Source organism: Anaeromyxobacter paludicola (assembly GCF_023169965.1).
Lineage (GTDB): Bacteria > Myxococcota > Myxococcia > Myxococcales > Anaeromyxobacteraceae > Anaeromyxobacter_B > Anaeromyxobacter_B paludicola.
Genome location: NZ_AP025592.1, coordinates 1,275,087 through 1,297,472, shown reverse-complemented (window position 1 = coordinate 1,297,472; position 22,386 = coordinate 1,275,087). Strand labels below are relative to the sequence as shown.

Annotated in this window: 21 protein-coding genes; 12 read left to right on the top strand and 9 right to left on the bottom strand. The window is 73.9% G+C overall.

Annotation, left to right across the window (positions count from 1 at the left end):
* Nucleotides 1-5: 5 nt before the first annotated feature.
* The gene (locus tag AMPC_RS06060) at nt 6-1,481 is read right to left on the bottom strand and encodes a FliG C-terminal domain-containing protein (protein ID WP_248345217.1); all 1,476 of its coding nucleotides are present in this window, start codon (nt 1,479-1,481) and stop codon (nt 6-8) included.
* Nucleotides 1,482-1,646: 165 nt separating this feature from the next.
* Between AMPC_RS06060 and epsC the strand changes: the two genes are divergently transcribed.
* On the top strand, nt 1,647-2,564 hold the full coding sequence (epsC, locus tag AMPC_RS06055; protein ID WP_248345216.1) for a serine O-acetyltransferase EpsC: 918 nt from the start codon (nt 1,647-1,649) through the stop codon (nt 2,562-2,564).
* A gap of 10 nt (nt 2,565-2,574) precedes the next feature.
* On the opposite strand, the gene AMPC_RS06050 is transcribed toward epsC, so the two are convergent.
* Nucleotides 2,575-2,907, bottom strand: coding sequence for a SaoD/DsrE family protein (locus tag AMPC_RS06050; protein WP_248345214.1), 333 nt, complete (start codon nt 2,905-2,907; stop codon nt 2,575-2,577).
* The gene (locus AMPC_RS06045; RefSeq protein WP_248345212.1) at nt 2,904-3,269 is read right to left on the bottom strand and encodes a hypothetical protein; all 366 of its coding nucleotides are present in this window, start codon (nt 3,267-3,269) and stop codon (nt 2,904-2,906) included. Before AMPC_RS06045 ends, AMPC_RS06050 begins: the two co-directional genes overlap by 4 nt.
* Nucleotides 3,270-3,382: 113 nt before the next feature.
* On the opposite strand from AMPC_RS06045, the gene AMPC_RS06040 reads away from it, so the two are divergent.
* The 4 genes from AMPC_RS06040 (at nt 3,383) to AMPC_RS06025 (ending at nt 8,003) form a co-directional block, all read left to right on the top strand.
* On the top strand, nt 3,383-4,024 hold the full coding sequence (locus tag AMPC_RS06040) for an inorganic diphosphatase (RefSeq protein ID WP_248345210.1): 642 nt from the start codon (nt 3,383-3,385) through the stop codon (nt 4,022-4,024).
* Nucleotides 4,025-4,112: 88 nt separating this feature from the next.
* On the top strand, nt 4,113-4,610 hold the full coding sequence (locus AMPC_RS06035; RefSeq protein ID WP_248345208.1) for a DUF2721 domain-containing protein: 498 nt from the start codon (nt 4,113-4,115) through the stop codon (nt 4,608-4,610).
* 73 nt (nt 4,611-4,683) lie between these two features.
* Nucleotides 4,684-6,516, top strand: coding sequence for a GspE/PulE family protein (locus AMPC_RS06030; RefSeq protein WP_248345207.1), 1,833 nt, complete (start codon nt 4,684-4,686; stop codon nt 6,514-6,516).
* Entirely contained in the window at nt 6,513-8,003 is a 1,491-nt protein-coding gene (locus tag AMPC_RS06025) for an AAA family ATPase (protein ID WP_248345204.1), read from the top strand. The genes AMPC_RS06030 and AMPC_RS06025 overlap by 4 nt, the downstream gene beginning before the upstream one ends.
* Before the next feature lie 12 nt (nt 8,004-8,015).
* On the opposite strand, the gene AMPC_RS06020 is transcribed toward AMPC_RS06025, so the two are convergent.
* The 6 genes from AMPC_RS06020 to AMPC_RS05995 all read right to left on the bottom strand — a co-directional run bounded on the left by AMPC_RS06020 (nt 8,016) and on the right by AMPC_RS05995 (nt 16,082).
* Nucleotides 8,016-8,978 carry an EXORDIUM family protein gene (locus AMPC_RS06020; protein WP_248345202.1) on the bottom strand — a complete coding sequence of 321 codons (963 nt, stop codon included), beginning with the start codon at nt 8,976-8,978 and terminating at the stop codon, nt 8,016-8,018.
* A gap of 103 nt (nt 8,979-9,081) precedes the next feature.
* A complete protein-coding gene (locus tag AMPC_RS06015) occupies nt 9,082-9,888 on the bottom strand; it encodes an inositol monophosphatase family protein (RefSeq protein ID WP_248345200.1) in 807 nt (268 codons plus the stop codon).
* Between the two features lie 102 nt (nt 9,889-9,990).
* Complete coding sequence (locus AMPC_RS06010; RefSeq protein WP_248345198.1) at nt 9,991-11,517, bottom strand: acetyl-CoA hydrolase/transferase family protein; 1,527 nt, start codon at nt 11,515-11,517, stop codon at nt 9,991-9,993.
* Between the two features lie 158 nt (nt 11,518-11,675).
* On the bottom strand, nt 11,676-14,258 hold the full coding sequence (locus AMPC_RS06005) for a 1-acyl-sn-glycerol-3-phosphate acyltransferase (protein WP_248345196.1): 2,583 nt from the start codon (nt 14,256-14,258) through the stop codon (nt 11,676-11,678).
* A 69-nt stretch (nt 14,259-14,327) separates the two neighbouring features.
* Nucleotides 14,328-15,086, bottom strand: a complete 759-nt coding sequence (locus AMPC_RS06000; RefSeq protein ID WP_248345194.1) for a HEAT repeat domain-containing protein — start codon at nt 15,084-15,086, stop codon at nt 14,328-14,330.
* A 39-nt stretch (nt 15,087-15,125) separates the two neighbouring features.
* Complete coding sequence (locus tag AMPC_RS05995; RefSeq protein WP_248345193.1) at nt 15,126-16,082, bottom strand: DnaJ C-terminal domain-containing protein; 957 nt, start codon at nt 16,080-16,082, stop codon at nt 15,126-15,128.
* Nucleotides 16,083-16,151: 69 nt separating this feature from the next.
* On the opposite strand from AMPC_RS05995, the gene AMPC_RS05990 reads away from it, so the two are divergent.
* The 7 genes from AMPC_RS05990 (at nt 16,152) to AMPC_RS05960 (ending at nt 22,384) form a co-directional block, all read left to right on the top strand.
* Entirely contained in the window at nt 16,152-16,850 is a 699-nt protein-coding gene (locus AMPC_RS05990) for a SurA N-terminal domain-containing protein (protein ID WP_248345191.1), read from the top strand.
* Nucleotides 16,843-17,340 carry a ribosomal protein S18-alanine N-acetyltransferase gene (gene rimI, locus AMPC_RS05985; RefSeq protein WP_248345189.1) on the top strand — a complete coding sequence of 166 codons (498 nt, stop codon included), beginning with the start codon at nt 16,843-16,845 and terminating at the stop codon, nt 17,338-17,340. Before AMPC_RS05990 ends, rimI begins: the two co-directional genes overlap by 8 nt.
* 22 nt (nt 17,341-17,362) lie before the next feature.
* A complete protein-coding gene (locus AMPC_RS05980; RefSeq protein ID WP_248345187.1) occupies nt 17,363-19,546 on the top strand; it encodes a S9 family peptidase in 2,184 nt (727 codons plus the stop codon).
* Between the two features lie 82 nt (nt 19,547-19,628).
* On the top strand, nt 19,629-20,705 hold the full coding sequence (locus AMPC_RS05975; RefSeq protein WP_248345185.1) for a quinone-dependent dihydroorotate dehydrogenase: 1,077 nt from the start codon (nt 19,629-19,631) through the stop codon (nt 20,703-20,705).
* 120 nt (nt 20,706-20,825) lie between these two features.
* Nucleotides 20,826-21,278, top strand: a complete 453-nt coding sequence (locus AMPC_RS05970) for a hypothetical protein (protein WP_248345183.1) — start codon at nt 20,826-20,828, stop codon at nt 21,276-21,278.
* Between the two features lie 3 nt (nt 21,279-21,281).
* Nucleotides 21,282-21,629: a phasin family protein gene (locus tag AMPC_RS05965; protein ID WP_248345181.1), complete on the top strand. Its 348-nt coding sequence runs from the start codon at nt 21,282-21,284 to the stop codon at nt 21,627-21,629.
* Nucleotides 21,626-22,384 (top strand): lytic transglycosylase domain-containing protein, encoded by a 759-nt coding sequence (locus tag AMPC_RS05960; RefSeq protein WP_248345178.1) that lies wholly within the window; start codon nt 21,626-21,628, stop codon nt 22,382-22,384. Before AMPC_RS05965 ends, AMPC_RS05960 begins: the two co-directional genes overlap by 4 nt.
* Nucleotides 22,385-22,386: the final 2 nt, after the last annotated feature.

Genomic DNA, 22,386 nt, shown 5'->3' with positions numbered 1-22,386 from the left:
CCGGGCTACGCGGCGGCGCGGGGGCGGATCTCCCCCGCGGCCTGGAGCTTGCGGATGGCGCTCTCGACGGCCTTGCGGGCGGCCTGGACGTCGGTCGCGGGCTTGCCCTCGACCGCCTGCGCCTCGGCCTCGAGGATGGCGGCGAAGCGCTTCGAGACGGAGCGCATCACTGCGTCGCGGACCGGCTCCGGGGCCCCGACGAGCGCGGTGGCCACGGTGGCCGGCGCGACCGCCGTCACCACCCGGCGCACGACGGCGTCCTCGAGCCGGGCCAGATCCTCGAAGAGGATCATGTGCTGCCGCACCGCCCGGGCGAGGTCCGGCGCGCTCCGGCCCAGCGCGTCGAGCAGATCGCGCTGCGCCTCCTCGGGCGCCTGCGCGAGGAGGTCGGCGAGCCGGAGGTCGCCGCCGAGCGCCACCCGGCTGCGGACCCGCTCCAGCTCCGCCTGCACCCGGATCTCCATCTCCTGGAGCGCCGTCCGGGGGATCACGCGGGCCCGGCCCAGCGCCAGCGCGAGCTGTACCTGCCGCTCGGCGGGGAGCCGCTGGAAGAGGCGCGACACCGCTTCCTGATCGAGGCCGACCTGGTCGAGGACCGCCGCGGCCACGTCCGGCTCGAGGGCGCCCACCAGCTCCGCGATCTCCTCGGCCCGGGCGCCGCGCAGGAACGCGAAGGCGCGCGTGCCGTCCTCGTCGAGCACCGCCGCCTGCGCGAGCGACACCGCCCCGGGCTCCTCGCCCGCGGCCGCGTCGGCGGGGGAGGGCTCGTCCGCGCCCCGCTTGTCCTCCATGGTGATCCGGTTCTGGCCGGCCTGGGCGGCCCGGCCCGCGACGAGGCCGAACGAGAGGATGATCGTGGCGAGCACCACGGTCCCGCAGATGAGGAGCAGGCTGCCCGGCAGGCTCGAGCCGCCGCCCTGCGCGGGGCGCGAGGCGGCGGCCTTGGGCGGGAGCTCGCTGATGGTGAGGGCGTCGCCGCGCGAGGCGTCGAGCCCGGCGAGCTCGGTGGCCACCTCCTTCAGCTTCTCCCGCTGCCCGGCCGGCATGTCCTTGTCCACGAACAGCGTCACGCCGATCCGCTCGACCTGCGTCTCGAGCTGCCGGCGCACGTCCACGCTCTTGCGCCCGGGGAGCTTCACCGAGATGTCCGGGGCGGCCACGCCGGTGAGCGGCTTGTCGATGGTGCCGAGCCCCGGAAGGGTCATCGCCTTGTGCGAGCCGATCTTCATCTCGCCGTCCGGCTCGCCGTCCTTCTGGACGATCTGCCGGACCTCGCCGCGCAGCTCGACCTGCACCGCCGCATACACCTCATGCGGGACGGCCATGGGCTGGAGCCGCTCCTCCATCCAGTTGGAGAGCTGCTTCTGGAGCTGCACGCGGGCGGCGTACACCTCGGCGATGCGATCGCCTTGACCGGCGGCGGCCGGTAAAGCAAGAAGCGCCGCAACGGCGAGGGCAACGGTTCGAGCGAGTCGGTGCATGTGATCGTCTGGGCGGCGAGGCCCACCCCTCCAATGGCTGACGGTCTCCTCTCGTACCACAGCCGGGGACGAGAACTACAGAGCATCGACCGCCAATAACTCCTGGAATTGCTCGGGATCTGGTAAAAGCTGGACTCCGTCACTCCACGAAAGGCAGGACCACCGATGCGATCGACCCGGAGCGCCATCGAGCCCATCGTCGAGGAGCTCTGCGCTCCGCTCCCCGGGCTGCCGCTGCAGCCGGGCAACGGCGGCCGGCGGGTGCTGCCGTCCCGCGACGCCGTGGTGCAGTCGGTGGAGGCGCTGCGCGCCGTCTTCTTCCCCGGCTACTTCGGTCGGCCCGACCTGCACGACGAGAGCCTGCACTTCTACGTCGGCGCCACGCTCGACCGCGCGCTCCGCGAGCTGCAGGAGCAGGTGCGGCGAGGCATCGCCTTCGCCGAGCGGCACGACTTCGAGACCTGCGAGCACTGCACCCACCGCGCCGACGCGGTGACGCGCGCCTTCATGAGCCGGCTGCCCGAGGTGCGCCGGCGGGTGGCCTCCGACGTCGAGGCCGCCTACGAGGGCGACCCGGCGCTCAAGAGCCGCGACGAGGCGATCTTCAGCTACCCGGGCATCTTCGCGGTGACGAACCAGCGCATCGCGCACGAGCTCCACGTGCTCGGCGTGCCGCTCATCCCGCGCATGATCACCGAGCACGCCCACAGCCTCACCGGGATCGACATCCACCCCGGCGCCAGCATCGGCGAGCGGTTCTTCATCGACCACGGGACGGGCGTGGTGATCGGCGAGACCAGCCGGATCGGGGCCCGGGTGCGGCTCTACCAGGGGGTGACGCTCGGCGCGAAGAGCTTCCCGCTCGACGAGCACGGCAACCCGATCAAGGGGATCGACCGGCACCCCATCGTCGAGGACGACGTGGTGATCTACTCGGGCGCGACCATCCTCGGGCGCATCACCATCGGCAAGGGCTCCTCGATCGGCGGCAACGTCTGGGTGACCCAGAGCGTGCCGCCGGGGAGCCGGGTGACGCAGGCGGAGAACCGGGAGTCGCGCTTCGAGTACGGCGCCGGGATCTGAGCCGCCGCCGCTACAGCGTGATGACCTGGTCCACCTGGGCGCCGGCGAGCGCCTGGTAGAGATCGGGGAAGCAGCCGATGGGGATCCCCTCGAAGAGCCGGTCGGCGATCTCGCGCTGGTAGCAGCACTGGTCGCAGCCCATGAGCAGCATCCCCCGCTGCTTCGCGAGCGCGTGGAGCCGCTCGCCGGTGGGGTTGCCGCGCACCAGCAGGTAGTTGTTGTCGAAGAAGAAGAACATCCCGACCACGTTCGCGCCGTGCCGCCCCTCCTCGAGCTGCGGGACGATCATCTTCTCGAGGATGAAGGAGGCGCCAGGGGTGGTGAAGACGTAGGCGACGTTCATGGCTCTGCTCCGGGCTGGGGTGGGGCGGCGAGGTCGGCGAGGGCGCGGGCGACGAGCTCGGCGCGGGCGCGGTGGGCCGGGTGGACGCCGCGCACCGCGTCGCGGAGCGCCTCCGCCGGCAGCTCGCGGGGGTGGCGCCCGCGCTCGAGGAGCTGGCAGGCCCGCTCCGCGTAGGCGATGAGGGCGGCGCACGAAGTGGACTGGAACCCGGCCCGGGAGACTCCCCCGCGACCGTCGAGCCAGACCCCGAGGCGGACCTGGCGGCCGTCGCCGGCCGCGGCGGCCACCCGGGAGGCCCCTTCGAGGCGGGCGCCATGGGTCGCGCCCTCGACGAGCTCGGAGACGGTGGGGGCGGCGGTCACGGCCCGTCTTCTGCGCCGTGGCCGCGTCCGGCGCAAGCGGAAGCGCCCCGGCGCGGAGCTCCCCGGGCGAAAGCTCGACCCGGCCCGCGGGGTTGGAGTAGAAGGGGCCGCTTATGGCAACCCATCCCTGGCACGACGTCGAGCTGCCCCGCTACATCGAGGACCCCATCCCCGCGGTCATCGAGATCGCGCGCGGGTCCAAGGTGAAGTTCGAGCTCGACAAGACGTCCGGCCTGCTCAAGGTCGATCGCATTCTCTTCTCGGCCGTGCACTACCCGGCCAACTACGGCTTCGTCCCGCGCACCTACTGCGACGACGGCGACCCGCTCGACATCCTGGTGTTCTGCCAGGAGCCCATCGCCGGCCTCGCCATCATGCGCGCCAAGGTCATCGGCGTGATGCGGATGCGCGACGACAAGGGCGAGGACGACAAGCTCGTCGCGGTGCACGCCGACGACCCCGAGTACGCCGACTACTCCGACGTCTCCGAGCTGCCGGCCCACCGCATGCGCGAGCTCAAGCGCTTCTTCGAGGACTACAAGGCCCTCGAGAACAAGCGCGTGCTGGTGCGCGAGCCGCAGGGCCGCAAGGAGGCGCTCAAGGTGCTCCGCGACGCCATCCGGCTCTACGACACGGAGCGCGACCGGCTGCTCGGCCTGGGCGGCAGCCCGGACCCGCGCGCCGGCCGGCTCGCCTCCGAGCCGAAGAAGGCGACGCGCGCCCGCGCCGCCCGGCCGTCGAGGAAGGCGAAGTAGCGGGCGGGCGCGCGAGCGCCCGTCCCGAGCCCGTCCCACCCCCGCCGCCCGGCTTCTCGAAGAGGCCGGGCGGCCCTAGTTTCGGGCCATGACGGGCGACGCCCTGCAGCGCATCGCGGCGGCCGTGACGCCGGCGGTGATGGTCTCGGCCTGCGGGCTCATCGCCCTCGGCCTCGACAACCAGGCCTCCCGCATGGCGATGCGGCTGCGCGAGCTCGCCGGCGAGCACCGGCGCGAGGAGGGGGCCGATCGCCGGCCGCACCTGCGGGAGCAGGTGGCGATCCTGGGGCGCCGCCACCGGCTCATCGCCCGGGCGCTGCTCCTCGACTACGCGGCGCTGCTCGCCTTCGTCGCCACCTCGCTCCTCTCGCTGGCGCAGGGGCTCGTCCCCATCCCGGCCGAGGTGCCGTTCCTCACCTTCCTCGCCGGCGTGCTCGGGCTGGGGGCGATGGCGGTGTTCGCCATCCTGGCGGTGAACCTCGCCGGCGCGGCGCTGCGGCTCGAGCAGCGGGAGGTGCTGCGGGACGGGGAGGGCGAGGCTCCCCTCGCCGCCGGGCTGCGCCGCCCGGCGCCGACGCGGACCTGAGCCGCGGCCTCGCCCCGGCCGCGAGCTCCCTTGTTGGGTGTTCGGGGCGGGTCGCGCTAGACTCGCGGTCGCCGTGAGAAAACCCCAGCGCGCCTCCGACTACACCTTCGCCTACGTCGCCGAGCTCCTCGCGCGGCAGGGGCTCCTCACCGAGGACGCCCGCCGCACCGCGGTCGCCCGCGAGAACGTCCAGCGCGCGCGCCTCCTGCGCGACCAGGCGAGCCGCACCGGCGGGCGGGCCCTCCGGCGGGCCGAGCTCTCGCCGGTGGAGATCATCGCCTCGTTCGGGTTCGACGACGCCCACCGCGAGTCGGAGAAGGTGGACGAGGACAAGGCGACGCGGGCGGTGGCCGACGCGGCGGGGCTCCCCTACCGCAAGATCGACCCCATCAAGCTCGACGCCCAGCTCATCACCCGGACGCTCTCGCGCCCCTTCGCCCGCAAGCACGGCGTCATCCCGATGGAGCGCCACGACGGCCGGCTGGTGGTGGCCACCGCCAACCCCTTCGACCAGGAGCTCTTCGAGAACCTGCGCGGCCTGACGGGGGCGGAGATCGAGCCGGTGCTGTCGGCGCCCTCCGACATCCACCGGGCCATCGCCGAGGTCTACGGCTTCCGGCAGCAGATCAAGGAGGCCCAGACCCAGCTCGAGGGGCCGACCGGCCCCGACGTGGGGAACCTCGAGCAGTTCGTGGATCTCTCCGGCCTCGAGGCGCTCGAGGCCTCGAGCGAGCCGGTGGTGGCCGCGGTGGAGTACCTCCTCCACTACGCCTTCGAGCAGCGCGCGAGCGACATCCACCTCGAGCCGCGCCGGGACGAGTCGGTGATCCGGATGCGGATCGACGGCGTGCTCCACCCGGTCTACCGCATCCCCAAGGGCGTGCACGGCGCCATCGCCAACCGGTTCAAGATCATGAGCCGGCTCGACATCTCGCTGCGCAAGCCGCAGGACGGGCGCATCCGCACCGCCCGCGGCGAGGCCGAGATGGAGCTGCGCGTCAGCACCATCCCCACCGCCTTCGGCGACAAGATCGTCATCCGCGTGCTCGACCCGACGGTGCTGGTGCGCGACCTCTCCGAGCTCGGGTTCCTGCCGGACGAGCGCGGGTCGTTCGAGCGCTGGCTGATGCGGCCGCACGGCCTCGTCGTCGTCACCGGCCCCACCGGCTCGGGCAAGACCACCACGCTCTACTCGGCGCTCCAGGCCCTCGCCTCGCCGGAGGTGAACGTCGTCACCATCGAGGATCCCATCGAGATGGTGCACGACCAGTTCAACCAGATCGCCGCCAACGCCAAGACCGGCACCGGCTTCGCCGAGGCGCTCCGGCACGTGCTCCGGCAGGACCCCGACGTGATCATGGTCGGCGAGGTCCGCGACGCCGAGACGGCCAGCCAGGCGGTCCAGGCGGCGCTCACCGGTCACCTCGTGCTCACCACGCTCCACACCAGCGACTCGGTCGGCGCGGTGGCGCGCCTGCGCGACCTCGGCGTCCCCTCCTTCCTCATCGGCGCCACGCTCACCGGGGTGGTGGCGCAGCGGCTCGTCCGGCAGGTCTGCCCCTCCTGCGCCCAGGACGTCCCGCTCACCGCCGACGAGGTGGCCGACCTGGGCGTGACCCACCCGGAGGACTACGCCGGGAAGCTCATCGCCCGCCGCGGCGAGGGCTGCGCCCGCTGCCGCTTCACCGGCTACTACGGCCGCACCGGGCTCTTCGAGGTCCTCCCCATGAACGCCCGCCTGCGCCACCTCGTGGCCTCCGGCGCCACCCCCGAGGTGCTGCTCCGCACCGCGCGCCAGGACGGCCTGCGCGGCCTGCGCCAGCACGCGGTGCGCAAGGTGGCGGCCGGCGTCACCTCCTTCGAGGAGGCGATGCACAACACCGCCGACGCGGAGGGCGACCGGTGAGCCTGGCGCGCGAGATCGCCGAGATCTGGTCGGCGGGTACCCCCATCGTCTACCTCGTCACCGCGGAGGAGGAGCGGGCGGTCGCCGCCTGCCGCGCCGCGGCCCGGGCCTTCGAGGCCGGCTTCGCGGTCTGGTCGAGCGCCCGCGGCCTCGACCCGCTCGACCCGGAGGCGCGCGATCCGGCCCGCCTGCTCGAGGCGGTGGCGCGCGCGCCGGCGCCGCTCGTGGCGGTGCTGCTCGACTTCCACGAGGCGCTCTCGGACCACCTCGTCAGCCGGCGCCTGCGCGACCTCGTCCCCAAGCTCGCCGCCGAGGGGCGCTGCCTCGCGGTGGTGGCCCCGCGGCTGGTCCTCGACGAGGGGCTGGCGCAGCACGCCGCCGTGCTCCGCGTGCCCATCCCCGACGAGGGCGAGCTCGCCGCCGTCCTCGACGACGTCCTCGCCCGTCACGCCGGCGGGCGGAAGCTCGACGAGGAGCCGCGGCACCGCGCCCTCACCGCGGCGCGCGGGATGTTCGCGACCCAGGCCCGCCGGGCCTTCCGCCGCGCGCTCCGCGCCGATCCCGCGCTCGGCGACAAGGGGGCGGAGGTGCTGCTGGCCGAGAAGAAGCGGTCGCTGGCGCGCGACCTCGGCCTCGAGCTCGTGGACACCGCCGGCGGCGCCGAGCAGATCGGCGGCCTCGACAGCTTCAAGGCCTGGCTGGCCGAGCGGACCCTGGCGTTCAGCCCCGGCGCGGCCCGCTTCGGCCTCGAGGCCCCGCGCGGCGTGCTCCTCGTCGGCGTCCAGGGGTGCGGGAAGTCGCTCGCGGCGAAGTCGGTGGCGGCGCAGCTCCGCGTCCCCTTGCTCCGGCTCGACCTCCCGCGGGTGCTCGGCGCCGGCGCCGGGGCCGAGGAGAGCCTGGCGAGGGCGCTCGAGGCGGCCGAGTCGATCGCGCCGGTGGCGCTCTGGGTGGACGAGATCGAGAAGGGGTTCGCCGGCAGCGCGCCGGGCGAGGGCGGCGACCCGCGCGCGGCGCGGGTCCTGGGCAGCTTCTCCACCTGGCTGCAGGAGCGGCGGGGCTCGGTCTTCGTGGTGGCCACCGCCAACGACGTGACCCGGCTCCCGCCGGAGCTCCTGCGCCGCGGCCGCTTCGACGAGCTCTTCTTCGTGGACCTGCCCGACCTCGAGGCGCGCCGCGAGATCCTCTCGCTGCACCTCGCGCGGCGGGGGCGCGATCCCGCCGCCTACGAGCTCCCCCGCATCGCCGAGCTCTGCGCCGACTTCTCCGGGGCCGAGCTCGAGCAGGTGGTGGTGGGCGCGCTCCACCGGGCCTTCTCGTTCCAGCGCGAGCTCGAGACCTCCGACCTGCGGCGCCTCGCCCAGGAGCTGGTCCCGCTCTTCGTGACCTACGAGGAGCAGATCAAGGCGCTGCGGGAGTGGGCCCGCGGCCGGGCCCGCACCGCCGGGCGCGAGGGGGCCGTGGTGGACCTGTTCCGCCGGGCCGAGTGAGCCTCCGCTGCCTCAGGGATACTGCAGGGCGCAGTAGCCGCCGGCGGCGTTCACCCAGTTCCGCTGGATGAGGTACTCCCGCCCGCCCAGCGTCAGGTTGTAGAGCGCGCCGTTGGGCGCGGTCGAGGTCGTCCCGAAGGTCCAGGCGCACTTGTCCGCGTTCTCCCGCCCGCGCCGGTCGTACCAGGCGTTCAGGTCGGGGTCGGTCACCGCCTCCTCGAGCTCGTGGGCCACGACGCTCGCCATCCCGTCGGCGCCGGCGTCCCCGTTCGGCCCGATCGTCTGCTCCATGCAGGCGCTCGGGCACTGCGTCGCGGCGTCCCCGACGAAGGCGTACTTCACGTCGAGGCCCTGCAGCGTGGCGTGCGTGTGCCAGCCGCAGTAGCTCGTGCAGAAGCCGCTCTTGGTGACCTCCGGCGAGGTGAGGACGAAGTAGACGCCGTTCGGGTCGGGGGTCTTGAGCGCGCCCGACGCGAGGGCGCCCGCGACGACGGCCTGGATGGCCGAGTCGGAGAGGTTGCTCGCTCCCTGCCAGCAGGCGCCGCTCGCCGCGGAGGTGCAGAAGCTCTCGCCCGCGAGCGCCACCGCGTTCGAGACGGGGTGCGAGGCGCCGCTCGCGTCGAGGGAGTAGTAGGTGCCGTTGATGCCGAAGTAGGGGCTGCCGCCGATCCCCTGCGCGAAGGCGTCGAGGATGGTGCGCGCGGCGGTGTCGGTCCAGGCGCCGTACCAGATGTAGTAGACGTTGGTCTGGCCCAGGATCACCGGCCCGCCGTGGTAGCCGATCCCGTTCGCGCTCGTGCCCGAGACCGAGGCCGGGCCCGGGACCTGGCCCTGGTGCGACTGCCCTCGCGGCACGGCGCCCTTCCCGTCGGGGCGCAGCTCGGGCGCGGGGTCGGGGTCGGGCTGGCCCGCCGACGCCCCCACCGGAGAGAGCAGGAGGGAGAGCAGCAGCGAGGCGCGTCCGAGCGGGGGCATGGGGTCACTCCTGGCGAGCGGTGCCGCCAAAAGCTGCGGCCGCCCGGCCCGCCGCGCGCCTGCCTGCCCCAACTGGACGCGCCGCCTCGCCCGGGAGCGCGCGCTACGTCAGCTTGTCGTAGCCCTGCCGCAGCGCGGCGAGGACGTGGTCGTGCACCTTGCCGTTCGAGGCGACGCAGTGGCCGCTCGCGACCGTCGCCTTCCCGGAGAAGTCGGTGAACCGGCCCCCGGCCTCCTCCACCAGGATCTGCAGGGGCGCGAGGTCCCAGATCTTCACCCCGGCCTCGATCCAGGCCTCGGCGCGGCCGGTGAGCACCATGGCGCAGCCGGCGAGGTCGCCGTAGCAGCGGGCCTGGGCGGCGCTGGTGGTGAGCCGGACGATGGGCGGGGAGAGGTTGGCCCCGAGCAGGAAGTGCAGCTCGCCCAGGCTCACGGTGGCGTCGCCCCAGGCCGGGATGCCGGAGACCTGGAGCCGCACCGGCGGCTCGGCGCCGCGCTGGAGGAAGCAGCCCATCCCCTTCGCCGCCCAGTAGACCTCGCCGAGCGCCGGCATCGCCATCGCGCCGGCCACGATCCGCCCCCGGTGCTCGCAGGCGACGAGCGGGCCCCAGAAGCTGCCGCCGCGCGTGAAGCCGCGCGTGCCGTCGATGGGGTCCACGATCCAGCGGGTCTCGCCGTCGCCGGGGTGCTCGCCGGTCTCCTCGCCGAGGACGCCGTGCTCCGGGAAGGCCGGGCGGATCACCTTGAGGATGGCCGCCTCCGAGTCGCGGTCGGCGGCGGTGACCGGGGTCCGGTCGGGCTTCACCTCCACCTTCACGCCGGCGCGGAAGTGCGCCAGCGCGGCGGCCGAGGCGGCCTCCACGGCGCGGCGAGCGGTGTCGAGGGCCCGGGCGAGATCGAGGTCGGACATGGCGGGGAGCTTAACCCGGCGTGCGGCGGAGCCAAGCAACGAAGCGGCGGCCCCCCGGGAGGGAGGCCGCCGCGGCACGTCGGGGAGGCGCTCGCCGCCCGGCTACTTCTTCGGGCGCATGTCGCCGGTCTTGAGCAGGCGGCTGTGCCAGGAGAACGCCTCCTCGAAGAGGTGCGGGCTCTGGCGGCCGGCGCTGGGGCTCGCGAAGGCGCGCTTCATGTAGTCGTTGAGCAGCGGCTTGTACTCGGGGGCCGCGCACTTCTCGACGATCTCCTTGGCGCGCTGCTTGGGGCTCTTGCCGCGGAGGTCGGCGAGGCCGTGCTCGGTCACGATCACCGAGACGTCGTGCTCGGTGTGGTCGATGTGCGTCGCGAACGGCACGATGCAGGAGATCTTGCCGTCCTTGGCGGTGGCCGGCGTCATGAAGATCGAGATGGCCGCGTTGCGGGCGAAGTCGCCCGAGCCGCCGATGCCGTTCTCGATGCCCTTGCCGGCGATGTGCGTCGAGTTCACGTGGCCGTAGATGTCGGCCTCGACGAGCCCGTTCATCGCGATGCAGCCGAGGCGGCGGATGACCTCGGGGTGGTTCGAGATCTCCTGCGGGCGCAGGATGATCTGCTTGCGGTAGCGCTCGATGTTGTTGTTGAAGCGCACCTGCCCCTCGGGGGAGACCGAGAAGGCGGTGGCGCTCGCCACCGTGAGCTTGCCCGAGTCGAGCATGTCGAGCATGCCGTCCTGGATGACCTCGGTGTAGCTCGTCATCTTCTCGAACGGGCCCTCGTTGAGGCCGACGAGCACGGCGTTCGCGATGTTGCCCACGCCCGACTGCAGCGGGGTGAGGTTCTTCGGCAGGCGGCCCTGCTTCACCTCGTTGGCGAGGAAGTCGAGGATGTGGCCGGCGATGGCCTTGTGCACCGCCTCGGGCGCCTTGAAGGGCGCGTTCCGGTCGGCGCAGTCGGTCTCGACGATCGCCACCACCTTGGAGACGTCGATGGTCTGGTAGGGGGAGCCGTTGCGCGAGTCGGCGGCCCAGACGTCGATGGGCTTCCGGTCGCCGTAGGGCTGGTTGATGGAGATGATGTCGTGCATCCCCTCCAGCCGCTCGTCCTGCCAGGAGTTGACCTCGAGGATGATCTTCTCGGCCTGCTCCAGGTAGATGTTGTTGGCGCCGACCGACGACGAGTACACGAGCGACCCGTCCTCGCGGATCTTGGTCACCTCGATGACGGCGAAGTTCACCTTGCCGTAGAAGCCGTTCCGCACGTGGGTGCCCGCGTGCGAGAGGTGCATGTCCTGGTACTCGACGATGCCGGCGTTGATCTTCTCGCGCATCACCGCGTCGCCCTGGTAGGGGAAGCGGAAGGCGACGGCCTCGGTGAGGCCCATGGCCTGGTCGAGCTCCGGGCCGGTGGAGGCGCCCGACAGCACGTTGATCTTGAACTTGGCCCCCTTGAGCCGCTCGTCCACGGCCCGCTTCGCGAGCGCGACCGGCACCGCCTTCGGGTAGCCCGCGCCGGTGAAGCCGCTCATGCCCACGACGGCGCCGTTCGGGATGAGGCTGGCGGCTTCCTCCGCCGACATGACCTTGCTCTGGAGAGATTTGTTCAGGATCCGGGACTTATCCGCCATTCGAGTAGGACCTCCGCTCGAGTTCACTGCGAAGAGGGGCGAGGACTGCCTTCGGAACTGGGACGCTCGGGCGTGCTGTGGGGGGTGCTGACAGGTACCGAGACGTGGGCGGCACAGTACCCCGAAAAACACCGCGGGTGGAAGTGGCGCGCCCCGGATTACCCGCCGAGGTGACGTCCGATCTCGTGAAGAAGACTGGGCAACTCCACTTCGCGCCACTGCGGATCGAGCGCCAGGCGGCCGTTCTCGGCCTCCGCCAGCGCGCCGCGCTGCGTCAGCCACTCCACCGCGTTCTCGAGCGTCGCCTTCGAGAGCGCCTCGCGCAGCGCGACGTGCCCGGAGAGGAAGCCGGCGCGCCCGCGCTCCATGGCCTCGCGCACGAGCGCCCTGCGGTCGAGCGCGACCGGCGCGCCCTCGCCCGGCGCGCTCCGGCCCGGGCCGCTGAACGCCGCCAGCACCGCCTCGCCCGCCACGCGGTAGGCCTCGAGGTACGGGCGGATCATCTCGGAGAGGAACTCCAGGACCGCGGCGTCCCTTCCCGGCGCGATCCGGCCGCCCTCCGCGGCGACCGCGCCGAGCCGGGACAGGCGGTCCACGCTCGCCTCGAAGGCCTCGTCGAAGGAGAGGCCCGACTGGTACATGAACTCGAGCTTGAGGAGCCGCGAGAGGAAGCGGGCCCGCTCCCGGACCTGGCCGGCCTCGTCCCCGCCGAGCGCGCGCACCGCGGCGGCCGCCAGGGCGAGCGACACGTACCGGTGGATGACGTTGTTCCGGTAGAAGTCGAGGACCGGCCGCTTCTCCTCCACCACCCGGTAGATGACCTCGCCCGCCGCCTCGTGCACCTCGACCAGCCGCTCGCGGGAGAGCCGGACGAGCGCGTCGGCCATCGGCCCCGGGCGGCAGGGGTCGCTCGGCGCGCCCTGCAGGTCGGGCGCGAACGGGGCGCCGTCCTGGGCGGCGACGGCGCGCAGGAGGTCCACCCGCGCCGCCAGCTCGCGCGCGGAGAGCCCGCGGCGCCGGTGCGAGAGCAGGGCGGTGGCGGCGAGCCCGACCGGCGTGAGCGTGATGGCCTGCGCGATCCCGAACGCCACCCGGTTGGCGAGGGCCTGCACCAGCTCGCGCTTGTCGCCGGTGGTGGAGGGGAGGGCGGACCGGGCCGCGGCGCTCGCCGGGGCGGCCCCCTCCTCGTCGGGCGCGAGCGCGCCGGCCCTGGCCCCGAGCCGCTCCTGCGCCAGCGCCCGCAGCGACACCGGCGCCGAGAAGCGGACGTAGACGCGCCCGTAGCGCCGGCGCAGCACCTTCCAGGTCCCGAGCAGCCCCCGGAGGCTCTCCTTCTGCTTCTCGCCCCCGGCGAGCTCGCGGGCGTAGCTGCCGCCCTCCATGAGCCGCTCGTAGTCCACCGCGACCGGCACGAAGAGCACGTCCTGGGCGGCCCCCTCGACCCAGGCGTCCACCTCCATGGAGAAGAGGCCGGTCTTGGGGAAGAGGAGCTTGCCGGTCCGGCTGCGCCCGCCCTCCAGGTAGAACTCCTGCGGGAAGCCGTCGCGCAGGAGCTGCTTCACGTAGGCGCGCAGGGTGGCGGTGTAGATCCGGTCGCCCTTCATGCTGCGGCGGATGAAGAAGGCGCCGCCGCGCCGGGCGATGGCGCCGAAGGGCCAGAAGGAGAGGTTGATCCCGGCGGCGATGTGCGGCGGCGTGATGCCGTTCACGTAGAAGAGCCAGGAGAGCATCAGGTAGTCGACGTGGCTCTTGTGGCTCGGGCAGAGCACGATGGGCGACTCGGCCGCCGCGCGCTTGACCCGCGCCAGCCCCGCCGCGTCCACCTCCACCCGGTCGTACAGCCGCGCGAAGATCCGCGACAGGATCGGCCGCAGGAGCTCGATGAACGCCGGACTGTAGCGGCTCGCGATCTCGGCGAGGTCCTTCTCGGCCTCGGCCTCCACGCTCGCGGCCGGCCGGCCCGCCTCCTGCGCGACCCGCGCCATGGTGGCCCGCAGCGAGCGGTCGCGCAGGATCTTGTCCCGCATCCGGCGGGGGCTCTTGAGCGCCGGGCCGACCACGGCCCGGGTCTGCCGCGCGAGGTGGTGGTGGAGGGCGCCGCGGACCTTGCGGCCGAGCAGCGCGTCCGGCTCGCCGCCCCGCTCGGCGATCAGCGCCGAGAGGTCGAGCGGCGCCCCGAGCCGGAGCAGCGCGCGCTTGTAGTTGAGGACGAAGGCGGCGAGCGTGGCGAAGCGCGAGGGGCGCTCGGCGGAGCCGTAGAGGATGTCCCAGAAGCTCCCCTCGAGCCGCTTCGCGCGCCGGCTCCAGAGGAGGAGGGCGGGGACGAGGAAGACCGCGCCGGCGTGCCGCCGCTGGACGTCGAGGAGCCAGGGGAAGGGATCGGCCCCGTTCTCGAGGAAGACCAGGGTGGACTGCCGGCCGCGGAGCGCCGCCTCGACGGAGGCGCGGCTGGAGCGGATGCGCAGGAGCCAGGGGAGGGGGCCGCGCAGGCCGAGCGCCGCCCGGAGCGGCGGGAGGTTCCACCGCCGCAGCAGCCAGGCCAGGTAGAGGAAGTTGAGGAGGCCCGCCGCCCGCGTCACGAAGACCAGGCTGCCCCGCGCGGCGAGGTCGGCGAGCGTGCCCGCCGCCTCCTCGGGCACCTGCACCGGCCGGAACCAGCGGTCGAGGAGCCCCCCGCGTCCGCGCGAGGTCTCGGCCCCCGCGGCGCGCGCGGTGGAGGGTGAACCGGAGGCGTCGTCCACGCGCGGCAGTCTAGCGCCGAACGGCCGCAGGGGGTCGGTTCCCGTCCGGTCTTCGCCCGACGCGACGCGTCAAGGGCGCTTCTTCACCTGGCCCTCGCGGTCGAGGTACCAGGGCTCGACGAGCAGCGGCTCGACCGCGGGGCGGTGCCCCTTCACGTCGGCCCCGAGGTCGGTCAGGGCCGAGAGCACCTCGCCGCGCACGCGGGCGTTGTCCTTGTCCCGCAGCAGGAGCGCGATGAGCGCCTCCCGCACCTTCTCGGTGAGCGGCTGGCGGGAGAGGACCCGGGTGGCGCTGATGCGCACGTCGTCGGAGAAGTCCTCGAGGAGCGGCACCAGCGCGTCCTCGATGGCCGAGGGCCGGCCGGAGCCGCCCTGGGCGGGGTGCTCGGAGAGCCAGGAGAGGAGGACCAGCTTCTTCTCGGGATCCCGGGTGTACTCGCGCCCGAGCTTGACGAGCAGGGCGAGCACGGTGGTCTCGACCTCGGCGGGCCCGGAGAGCTCGGAGAGGACGCGCAGCCCCCAGGCCACCCCGGACTCCTGCTGCAGGAGGAACTCCTTCACCGGTCCCACCGCGCCGTCGCCGGCCTCGACCAGCGCCCGGCGGACCATCTCCTTCTCCTCGTCGTCGGTGACGCCGTTCTCGGCCCGGATGGTGAAGCGCAGGCAGAGCGTCGCGAGGGCGGCGGGCGTCCCCTGGCCGGCGAGCCGCTCGATTACCTGCTGCCGGTTCTCGGCAGGGCCGTACTTCTCGGTGAGCTTCTGGGCCGCCTTGCGGAGCGCGTTCTTCTCGCGCTCCTCCTTGGAGCCGAACAGGCCGAACAGTCCCACGTGACACTCCTCCTGGCGCGAGCGCCGCCGGGCGACCTTCTACAACGACAGGCCCGCCCGCGGGTCGCCTTTGTACAGCGGCTGGAGCGGCTGCACCGCCTGCTGGAGGCGGTCGCTCGCCTCCGGGAGCACGATGCGCACGACGGCGTAGAGGTCGCCGCGGGCGCCGCCCTTGAGGTCCGGCAGCCCCTTGCCCCGCAGCCTGAGCCGCGTGCCGCTCTGGGCGCCGGCGGGGACCCGGAGCTTCACGGGGCCCTCGAAGGTGGGCATGGTCACCTCGGCCCCGAGGGCCGCCTCGGGCACCGTGACCGGCAGGTCGAGGGTGAGGTCGCGGCCGTCCCGGCGGACGAGCGGGTGCTCGCGCAGCCGGATCCGGAGGTAGAGGTCGCCCGCCGCCCCGCCGTTCGCGCCCGGCCCACCCTGGCCCGCGAGCCGGATCTGCGCGCCGTCGGAGACGCCGGCCGGGATCTTCACGCGCAGGGTGCGCCCCTCGATCCGGACGTCCCGCTCCGCGCCGGTCACGGCGTCGCGCAGGTCGATGGCGAGCTCGGCCTCCGCGTTGGCCCCCTGCGTCGGGCCCCGGCGCGCCCGGGCCCGGCCGGCCCGGCCGCCGCCGAAGATCTGGCCGAAGAGGTCGCCGAAGTCGAAGTCGCCGAAGTCGCCGACGTGCACCCGCTCGTAGTCGCCGAAGTCGAAGGGCATCCCGCCCGCCGGCGCCCCCTGCCGCTTCCACTGCCGGTAGGCCTCGGCCTTCTTCTCGTCGAAGCCGCTCCGGAGGGAGTCCGGGCCGAACTCGTCGTAGAGGGCCCGCTTCTTCTGGTCCGAGAGCACCTCGAAGGCGGCGGTGACCTCCTTGAACTTCTCCTCCGCCGCCTTGTTCCCCGGGTTCACGTCGGGGTGGTACTTCTTCGCCAGCCGCCGGTAGGCCTTCTTGATCTCGTCGGCGGAAGCGGCGCGCGCCACCCCCAGGATGTCGTACAGGTCGTGCTCGGGCACGGCAGGAAGGTAACGCGGCGGGGGGCTGCGTCAACGAACGAACCTCGGCATGGATAGAATGGCTCCCGGATGAAGCGCCCCTTCGGTATCTCGACGGCCCTGTTCCTGGCCCTCGCCGCCGGGCCGGCCCCCGCCCGCCCCGCGGATCCGCCCGCCGCCCCGCTCCCGGCCGACGAGGTGGTGGCCGTGATCCGCACCTCGACCGGCGCCCCGCCCACCGTGGTGACGCTGTCGCGCCTCGGCGAGGAGGCCCGGATCGCGCTGGTCTCGCGAGGCGCGCTCGGGGCCGCCGCGGCCGCCCTCGACCGGCCGGCGCTCCGGGCCGCGCTCGACTGGCTCGTGGACCAGACGCTGCTCTCCGACGAGGCGGCCCGGCTCGACGTCTTCCGGGTGGAGCCGGCCGAGGCCGCCGCGGAGGTGCGCCGGTTCCAGGAGCGGTTCCCGAGCCTGGCGGAGTACCGGGCCTTCCTCGCCCGCAACGACCTCGCCGAGGAGGAGCTCGCGGCGGTGCTGCGGCGGACGCTGCGGGTGGAGCGGTACGTCCAGGGGCGCCTCTCGCGCGCCGCCCGGGTGACCGACGCCGAGGTCGAGGCCGCCTGGCGCGAGCGCCCGGAGCTGGCGCGCCGCCCCCTCGACCAGCAGCGGGCCGCCATCCGCGCCCGCCTCGCCGAGGACCGGACCCGCGCCGAGCTGCGCGCGCTGCTCGGCGAGCTGCGCGCCCGGGCCGAGGTGCGGCTCCTCGATCCGCTCGGAGGGCCCGATGCGTAGGCCCGCGCCGCCCGGCGTCCAGGAGTCGCCCTTCCTCTTCCGGCGCATGGTGGAGGACGACCTCGACCGGGTGATGGAGATCGAGCTGCAGGCCTTCAGCCACCCGTGGTCGGCCGAGCTGTTCCGGCGCGAGCTCACCCACCCCTGGTCCACCGTGCTCCTCGCCACCGAGCCGCGGCCGGCCCCCGAGGGCCGCCGGGAGCAGCTGCTCGGCTTCGTCATCTACTGGCTGGTGCACGACGAGCTGCACGTGCTCAACGTGGCGGTGGCGGGGGAGGAGCGGCGGCGGGGCGTGGCCCGCGCGCTCCTCGAGGAGATGTCGGCGCGGGGGCGGCTCGCCGGCGCGGTGCTGGCCACGCTCGAGGTCCGGCGCAGCAACCGGCCCGCGATCGCCCTCTACGAGAGCCTGGGCTACCGGCGCGTCGGCCTGCGCCCCAACTACTACGTGGACGAGGGCGAGGACGCGATCGTCATGAACGCCGACCTCTAGCCGGGCTATCCTCCCCGGCCCGATGGTCGCCACGATCTGCGCGCTGCTCCTCGCCACCTCGCCGGAGGCCCGCGTGGCCGAGTCCTTCCTCCACCAGTACGCCGAGACGCGCCGCTTCGCCGCGGGGCGCCCGGCCTCGGCCCGGCTCACGCCCGACGGCGCCGCGGCCCTCTTCCTCCGCTCCGGCCCGCGCTCGCCGGTCCAGTCGCTGTTCGAGACCGACCTCGCCACCGGCCAGACCCGCGAGCTCCTCTCGGCCGCGACCCTCCTCGCCGGGGCCGCCCAGGTGCTCTCGCCCGCGGAGAAGGCGCGGCTCGAGCGGGAGCGGATCAGCGCCCGCGGCCTGACCCACTTCGAGCTGTCGCGGGACGGCCGGCGCGTGGTGGTCGCCGTCGGCGGCCGGCTCTGGCTCTACGAGCGCGGCACGGGCGCCGTCCGGCCGCTCGGGACGGGGTCGGGCGCGGTGGACCCGAAGCTCTCGCCCGACGGCGCCCGGCTCGCCTTCGTGCGGGCACACGACCTCTGGGTGGTGGACGTCGAGACCGGCGCGGAGCGCCAGCTCACGACCGGCGGCACCGCCGAGGTGAGCCACGGGCTCGCCGAGTTCGTGGCGCAGGAGGAGCTCGACCGCCGCTCCGGGTTCTGGTGGTCGCCGGACGGGCAGGCCCTCGCCTACGCGGAGGCCGACACCCGCGGCGTCGAGAAGCTCGCGCTGGCCGACCCCGTCCACCCGGAGCGCGGGGCGGAGCCCGTCCCCTATCCGCGGGCCGGCCGCGCCAACGCCCGGGTCCGGGTCGGCGTCGTCCCGGCGCGCGGCGGCGAGACCACCTGGCTCGCCTGGGACGCGGAGCGCCACCCGTACCTCGCCGCCGTGGCCTGGGAGGAGGGCGCGCCGCTCTCGCTGGTGGTGCTCGACCGGGCCCAGCGCGAGGCCCTGCTGCTCGCCGCCGAGCCCGGCGGCCGGGTGCGGACCCTCCTCGCCGAGCGCGATCCGGCCTGGGTGAACGCCCGGCCCGGCTTCCCGCGCTGGCTCCCGGGCGGCGCCGGGTTCCTCTGGGTGACCGAGCGGCGCGGCGCGCCGGAGCTCGAGCTGCGGCGGCCCGACGGCGCCCTGGACCAGGTGCTCGTCCCCGCGAGCGGGCGCTTCGAGGCGCTCGCCGGCGTGGACCCCGCGACCAGGACCGTCTGGTTCACCGGCTCCCCCGACCCGACCGCCACCCGGCTCTACCGCGTCCGGCCCGGGAGCGCGGTCGAGCCGGTGGACTTCGCCGGCGAGGGCGCCGCCTGGCGCTCCGCGACCCTGGCGCGCGGCGGCGGCGCGCTCCTGGTCTCGACCGCGAGCTCGCGCCAGCAGCCGCGCCAGGTCGCCTTCCGCACCGACGGGACGCGCCTCGCCGAGCTGCCCTCGGTGGCCGAGGCGCCGCCGCTCCAGCCCACCACCGAGCTCCGGAGGGTGGGGGCCGGGCCGGGCTTCTACGCCGCCGTGACCCGGCCGCGCGACTTCCGTCCCGGCCAGAAGCTCCCGGTGGTGGTCCAGGTGTACGGCGGCCCGCACCACCGCGAGGTCCAGCAGGTCCCGAAGCTCCTCGACCAGTGGCTCGCCGACCAGGGGTTCCTGGTGGTGAGCTTCGACGGCCGGGGCACGCCCGGCCGCGGGCGGGACTTCGAGCGGGCCATCCAGGGGGACTTCGCCGGCCCGGCGCTCGACGATCAGGTCGCGGCCCTGAAGGCGCTCGCCGCCGAGCTGCCCGAGCTCGACCTGGCGCGGGTCGGCGCGACCGGCTGGAGCTTCGGCGGGTACCTGGCGGCGCTCGCCGTGCTGCGCCGCCCCGACGTCTTCCGGGCCGCGGTGGCCGGCGCGCCGGTGGCCGACTGGCGCGACTACGACACCTGCTACACCGAGCGGTACCTGGGGCTCCTGCCGGAGGCCGCCGCCGCCTACGACCGCAGCTCGCTCCTGACCTACGCCCCCGCCCTGGCGCGGCCGCTCCTGCTCGTGCACGGGACGGTGGACGACAACGTCTGGCTGTCGCACACCCTGAAGCTCTCCGACGCGCTCTTCCGGGCGGGGAAGCGCCACGAGGTGCTGCCGCTCTCGGGGCTCACGCACATGGTGCCCGACCCGGTGGTGACCGAGCGGCTGCAGGAGCGGATCGCCGGGTTCTTCCGGGAGCACCTCGAGGCGGGTGCGCGGCCGATCCACTGAATGGCGGGGTGTGGGTGAAGGTGGACGCTGCCCTCGCTTGACCCGCGACAGATGGCGCGGCGTGTTGTAGAACGCGCCCCCCATGCTCTGGCCCGCCGCCCGCAGCCTCCTCTTCCGCCTCGACCCGGAGCGCGTCCACGGACTCGCCATCCCGGTGCTGCGCGCGCTCGGGCGGCCGGCCGTGGCGGGCGTGGTCCGGCCGGCGGCGCGGCCCGCCCTCCGGACGCGCTGCCTCGGCCTCGACTTCCCGAACCCGCTCGGCATGGCCGCCGGCTTCGACAAGGGCGAGGTGATCGCCCCCGGGCTGTTCGCGCTCGGCTTCGGCGCGGTCGAGATCGGGACCATCACCCCGCGGCCGCAGCCCGGCAACCCCCGGCCGCGCCTGTTCCGGCTGCCCCAGCACCGGGCCATCCTCAACCGGATGGGCTTCAACAACGACGGCGCCGAGACCTGCGCCGCCCGGCTCGCCGCCTTGCGGCCCGAGGACCGGCCCGGGGTGCTCGGCGTCAACATCGGCAAGAACAAGGTGACGCCCAACGAGGAGGCCGAGAAGGACTACCTCGCCTGCATCGACCGGCTCCACCCGTTCGCCGACTACCTCGTCGTGAACCTCTCGTCCCCCAACACGCCGGGGCTGCGGGAGCTGCAGGGCCGGGCGCACCTCGAGCGGCTCCTCGGCGCCTGCATGAACCGGCTCGGCCAGCTTCCCCGGCCGCCGCCGCTCCTGGTGAAGCTCGCGCCCGACCTGACCCCCGAGGCGCTCGACGAGGCGGTGGACGTCGCCCTCGAGAGCGGGGTCCAGGGCATCGTCGCCACCAACACCACCATCCAGCGGCCCGGGCCGGTCGCCTCCCACCGGCGCGCCGGGGAGGCGGGGGGGCTGTCGGGGGCACCCCTGGAGGCCCTGGCGACCGCCGCCGTGAAGCGCATCTATGTCCGCGTGGGGACTCGTCTTCCGGTCATCGGGGTGGGGGGGGTGATGACGGCCGCCTCCGCCTATGCGAAGATCCGGGCCGGTTCGTCGCTGGTGCAGGCGTATACCGGGTTCATCTACGGAGGCCCGCGTTTCGTTCCCGAGGTGCTGTCCGGCCTCGAGGCGCTGCTGAAGCGGGACGGATTCGCTCGACTGGAGGACGCGGTCGGCGCCGATTGTCGTTGATCAACCAAGCGGGCGTTCCCCTTGGGTTTCAGCCTGAGAGGGAGGAACACGAGAATCTTTTTCCCTGTTAGCCTTGACGCGATGCGTCGCAAGCGCACATCAACTCACAGGAGGCCCACCATGGCTGAGGTCAAGGCGAACGTGAAGGTCCCGGAGTTCCTCCGGGAGCCCATCGAGGCGGCGCAGGCGCGCCTGGAGGTGTTCGAGGAGGAGGCGCAGAAGGTGCTCAAGGATCTCGTCCAGAAGGGCCGCGAGAGCCGCAAGGAGCTGAAGGGGCTCGTGACCCGCATCTCGGGCGACGGCCACCTGAAGACCCGGTTCGACCGGCTGCGGGCCCAGGGCATCGAGGAGCTGCGCGGGCGGGCCGAGAGCTTCCGCGTCGAGGCGCTGGAGCGGCTCGAGGAGCTGCAGGCGAAGGCCGTGGCCTTCCTGGGCGCCGCCACCCGCGAGCAGGTGGTCGAGCTCTCGAAGGAGCTCGACCGGCTCTCCCGCCGCCTGGAGAAGACCGAGCGGAAGCCGGCCAAGAAGGCCAAGGCCGTGAAGCGCGCCAGCCGCGCGGCGGCGGAGGGCTAGGGGATGGCCGACCTGCAGGAGATGTTCAAGGAAGCCTGGTCGCAGGCGCTCGTCGGCGTGAACCGCGCCGAGGCCGAGGCCGAGAAGGTCCTCCAGAAGCTCGTGGACGCCGCCGGCATCTCGCCCGAGGAGATGAAGAAGCACGCCCGCGAGTTCGGCGAGCGGCTCGGCGCGCAGCGCCAGGAGCTCGAGCGGACCATCGACGAGGCGGTGCGCCGCGCGGCCCAGCGCTTCAAGGTGCCCACGCGCGAGGACATCGAGCAGCTGAAGCAGCGGCTCGACGCCGTGAACCAGCGGCTCGACGCCATGGCCAGGGAGAAGGACGCCGCGGCCGGGGAGAAGCAGGCTTGAGGACCTCCTGGGCGAGGGGGGTCTTCTCGGCGCTCGTGGCCCTGGCCGCCTTCGCGGGCCTGCTGGTCGTGTCGCGCCCCCTCGCCGAGTCGGTCGATCTCTCCCGGCTGTCCCGGGAGCAGTCGGCGAGCGAGCAGCCGGCCGCCGCGCCGGCCGCCTCGCCGCCCGCGCCGGTCAACTGGCTCGGCCGGATCAAGGCCCAGCTCAAGCGCCGGCTGCCGCACCTGCCCGAGTCGGATCGGTCGCACCTCGCGCAGGTGATCGTCGACGAGGCGAAGCTCGCCGAGCTCGACCCGCTCATGGTCCTCGCGATCATCGCGGTGGAGTCGGGCTTCAACTCGGACGCCACCAGCGAGCGCGGCGCCCTCGGGCTCATGCAGCTCAAGCCCGAGACCTTCGCCCACGAGGCGGAGCGGTCCGGGCTCGACGAGGACCCGAACGACCCCGACTCCAACATCCGGGCGGGCGTCCGCTACTACCGCCGGCTCTTCCGGGCCTTCAACCGGAGCCACGAGCTCGCGCTCATGGCCTACAACGCCGGCCCGGCGCGCATCCGCGAGTACCTCGACTCCGGCGAGGTGCCGGAGCGGTTCTGGATCTACCCGCAGCGGGTCCGCTCCGAGCTCAAGCGCATGAAGGGCGACGGCACGCTGCAGTCGCACCCCACGCCCGTCCCCGTGCCGCCCGCGCAGGCGCCCACGGTCGCGGAGCCGCCGGCGCTCTCCGGCAAGGCCCCGCTCGCGGTTTCGCGCTAGAA

What these genes read in the sequence shown, in the direction of transcription:
- AMPC_RS06060 (WP_248345217.1), bottom strand. Translation starts at nt 1,481, where the DNA reads ATGCACCGACTCGCTCGAACCGTTGCCCTCGCCGTTGCGGCGCTTCTT.
- epsC (WP_248345216.1), top strand. Translation starts at nt 1,647, where the DNA reads ATGCGATCGACCCGGAGCGCCATCGAGCCCATCGTCGAGGAGCTCTGC.
- AMPC_RS06050 (WP_248345214.1), bottom strand. Translation starts at nt 2,907, where the DNA reads ATGAACGTCGCCTACGTCTTCACCACCCCTGGCGCCTCCTTCATCCTC.
- AMPC_RS06040 (WP_248345210.1), top strand. Translation starts at nt 3,383, where the DNA reads ATGGCAACCCATCCCTGGCACGACGTCGAGCTGCCCCGCTACATCGAG.
- AMPC_RS06035 (WP_248345208.1), top strand. Translation starts at nt 4,113, where the DNA reads ATGACGGGCGACGCCCTGCAGCGCATCGCGGCGGCCGTGACGCCGGCG.
- AMPC_RS06020 (WP_248345202.1), bottom strand. Translation starts at nt 8,978, where the DNA reads ATGCCCCCGCTCGGACGCGCCTCGCTGCTGCTCTCCCTCCTGCTCTCT.
- AMPC_RS06015 (WP_248345200.1), bottom strand. Translation starts at nt 9,888, where the DNA reads ATGTCCGACCTCGATCTCGCCCGGGCCCTCGACACCGCTCGCCGCGCC.
- AMPC_RS06010 (WP_248345198.1), bottom strand. Translation starts at nt 11,517, where the DNA reads ATGGCGGATAAGTCCCGGATCCTGAACAAATCTCTCCAGAGCAAGGTC.
- AMPC_RS05990 (WP_248345191.1), top strand. Translation starts at nt 16,152, where the DNA reads ATGAAGCGCCCCTTCGGTATCTCGACGGCCCTGTTCCTGGCCCTCGCC.
- rimI (WP_248345189.1), top strand. Translation starts at nt 16,843, where the DNA reads ATGCGTAGGCCCGCGCCGCCCGGCGTCCAGGAGTCGCCCTTCCTCTTC.
- AMPC_RS05980 (WP_248345187.1), top strand. Translation starts at nt 17,363, where the DNA reads ATGGTCGCCACGATCTGCGCGCTGCTCCTCGCCACCTCGCCGGAGGCC.
- AMPC_RS05975 (WP_248345185.1), top strand. Translation starts at nt 19,629, where the DNA reads ATGCTCTGGCCCGCCGCCCGCAGCCTCCTCTTCCGCCTCGACCCGGAG.
- AMPC_RS05970 (WP_248345183.1), top strand. Translation starts at nt 20,826, where the DNA reads ATGGCTGAGGTCAAGGCGAACGTGAAGGTCCCGGAGTTCCTCCGGGAG.
- AMPC_RS05965 (WP_248345181.1), top strand. Translation starts at nt 21,282, where the DNA reads ATGGCCGACCTGCAGGAGATGTTCAAGGAAGCCTGGTCGCAGGCGCTC.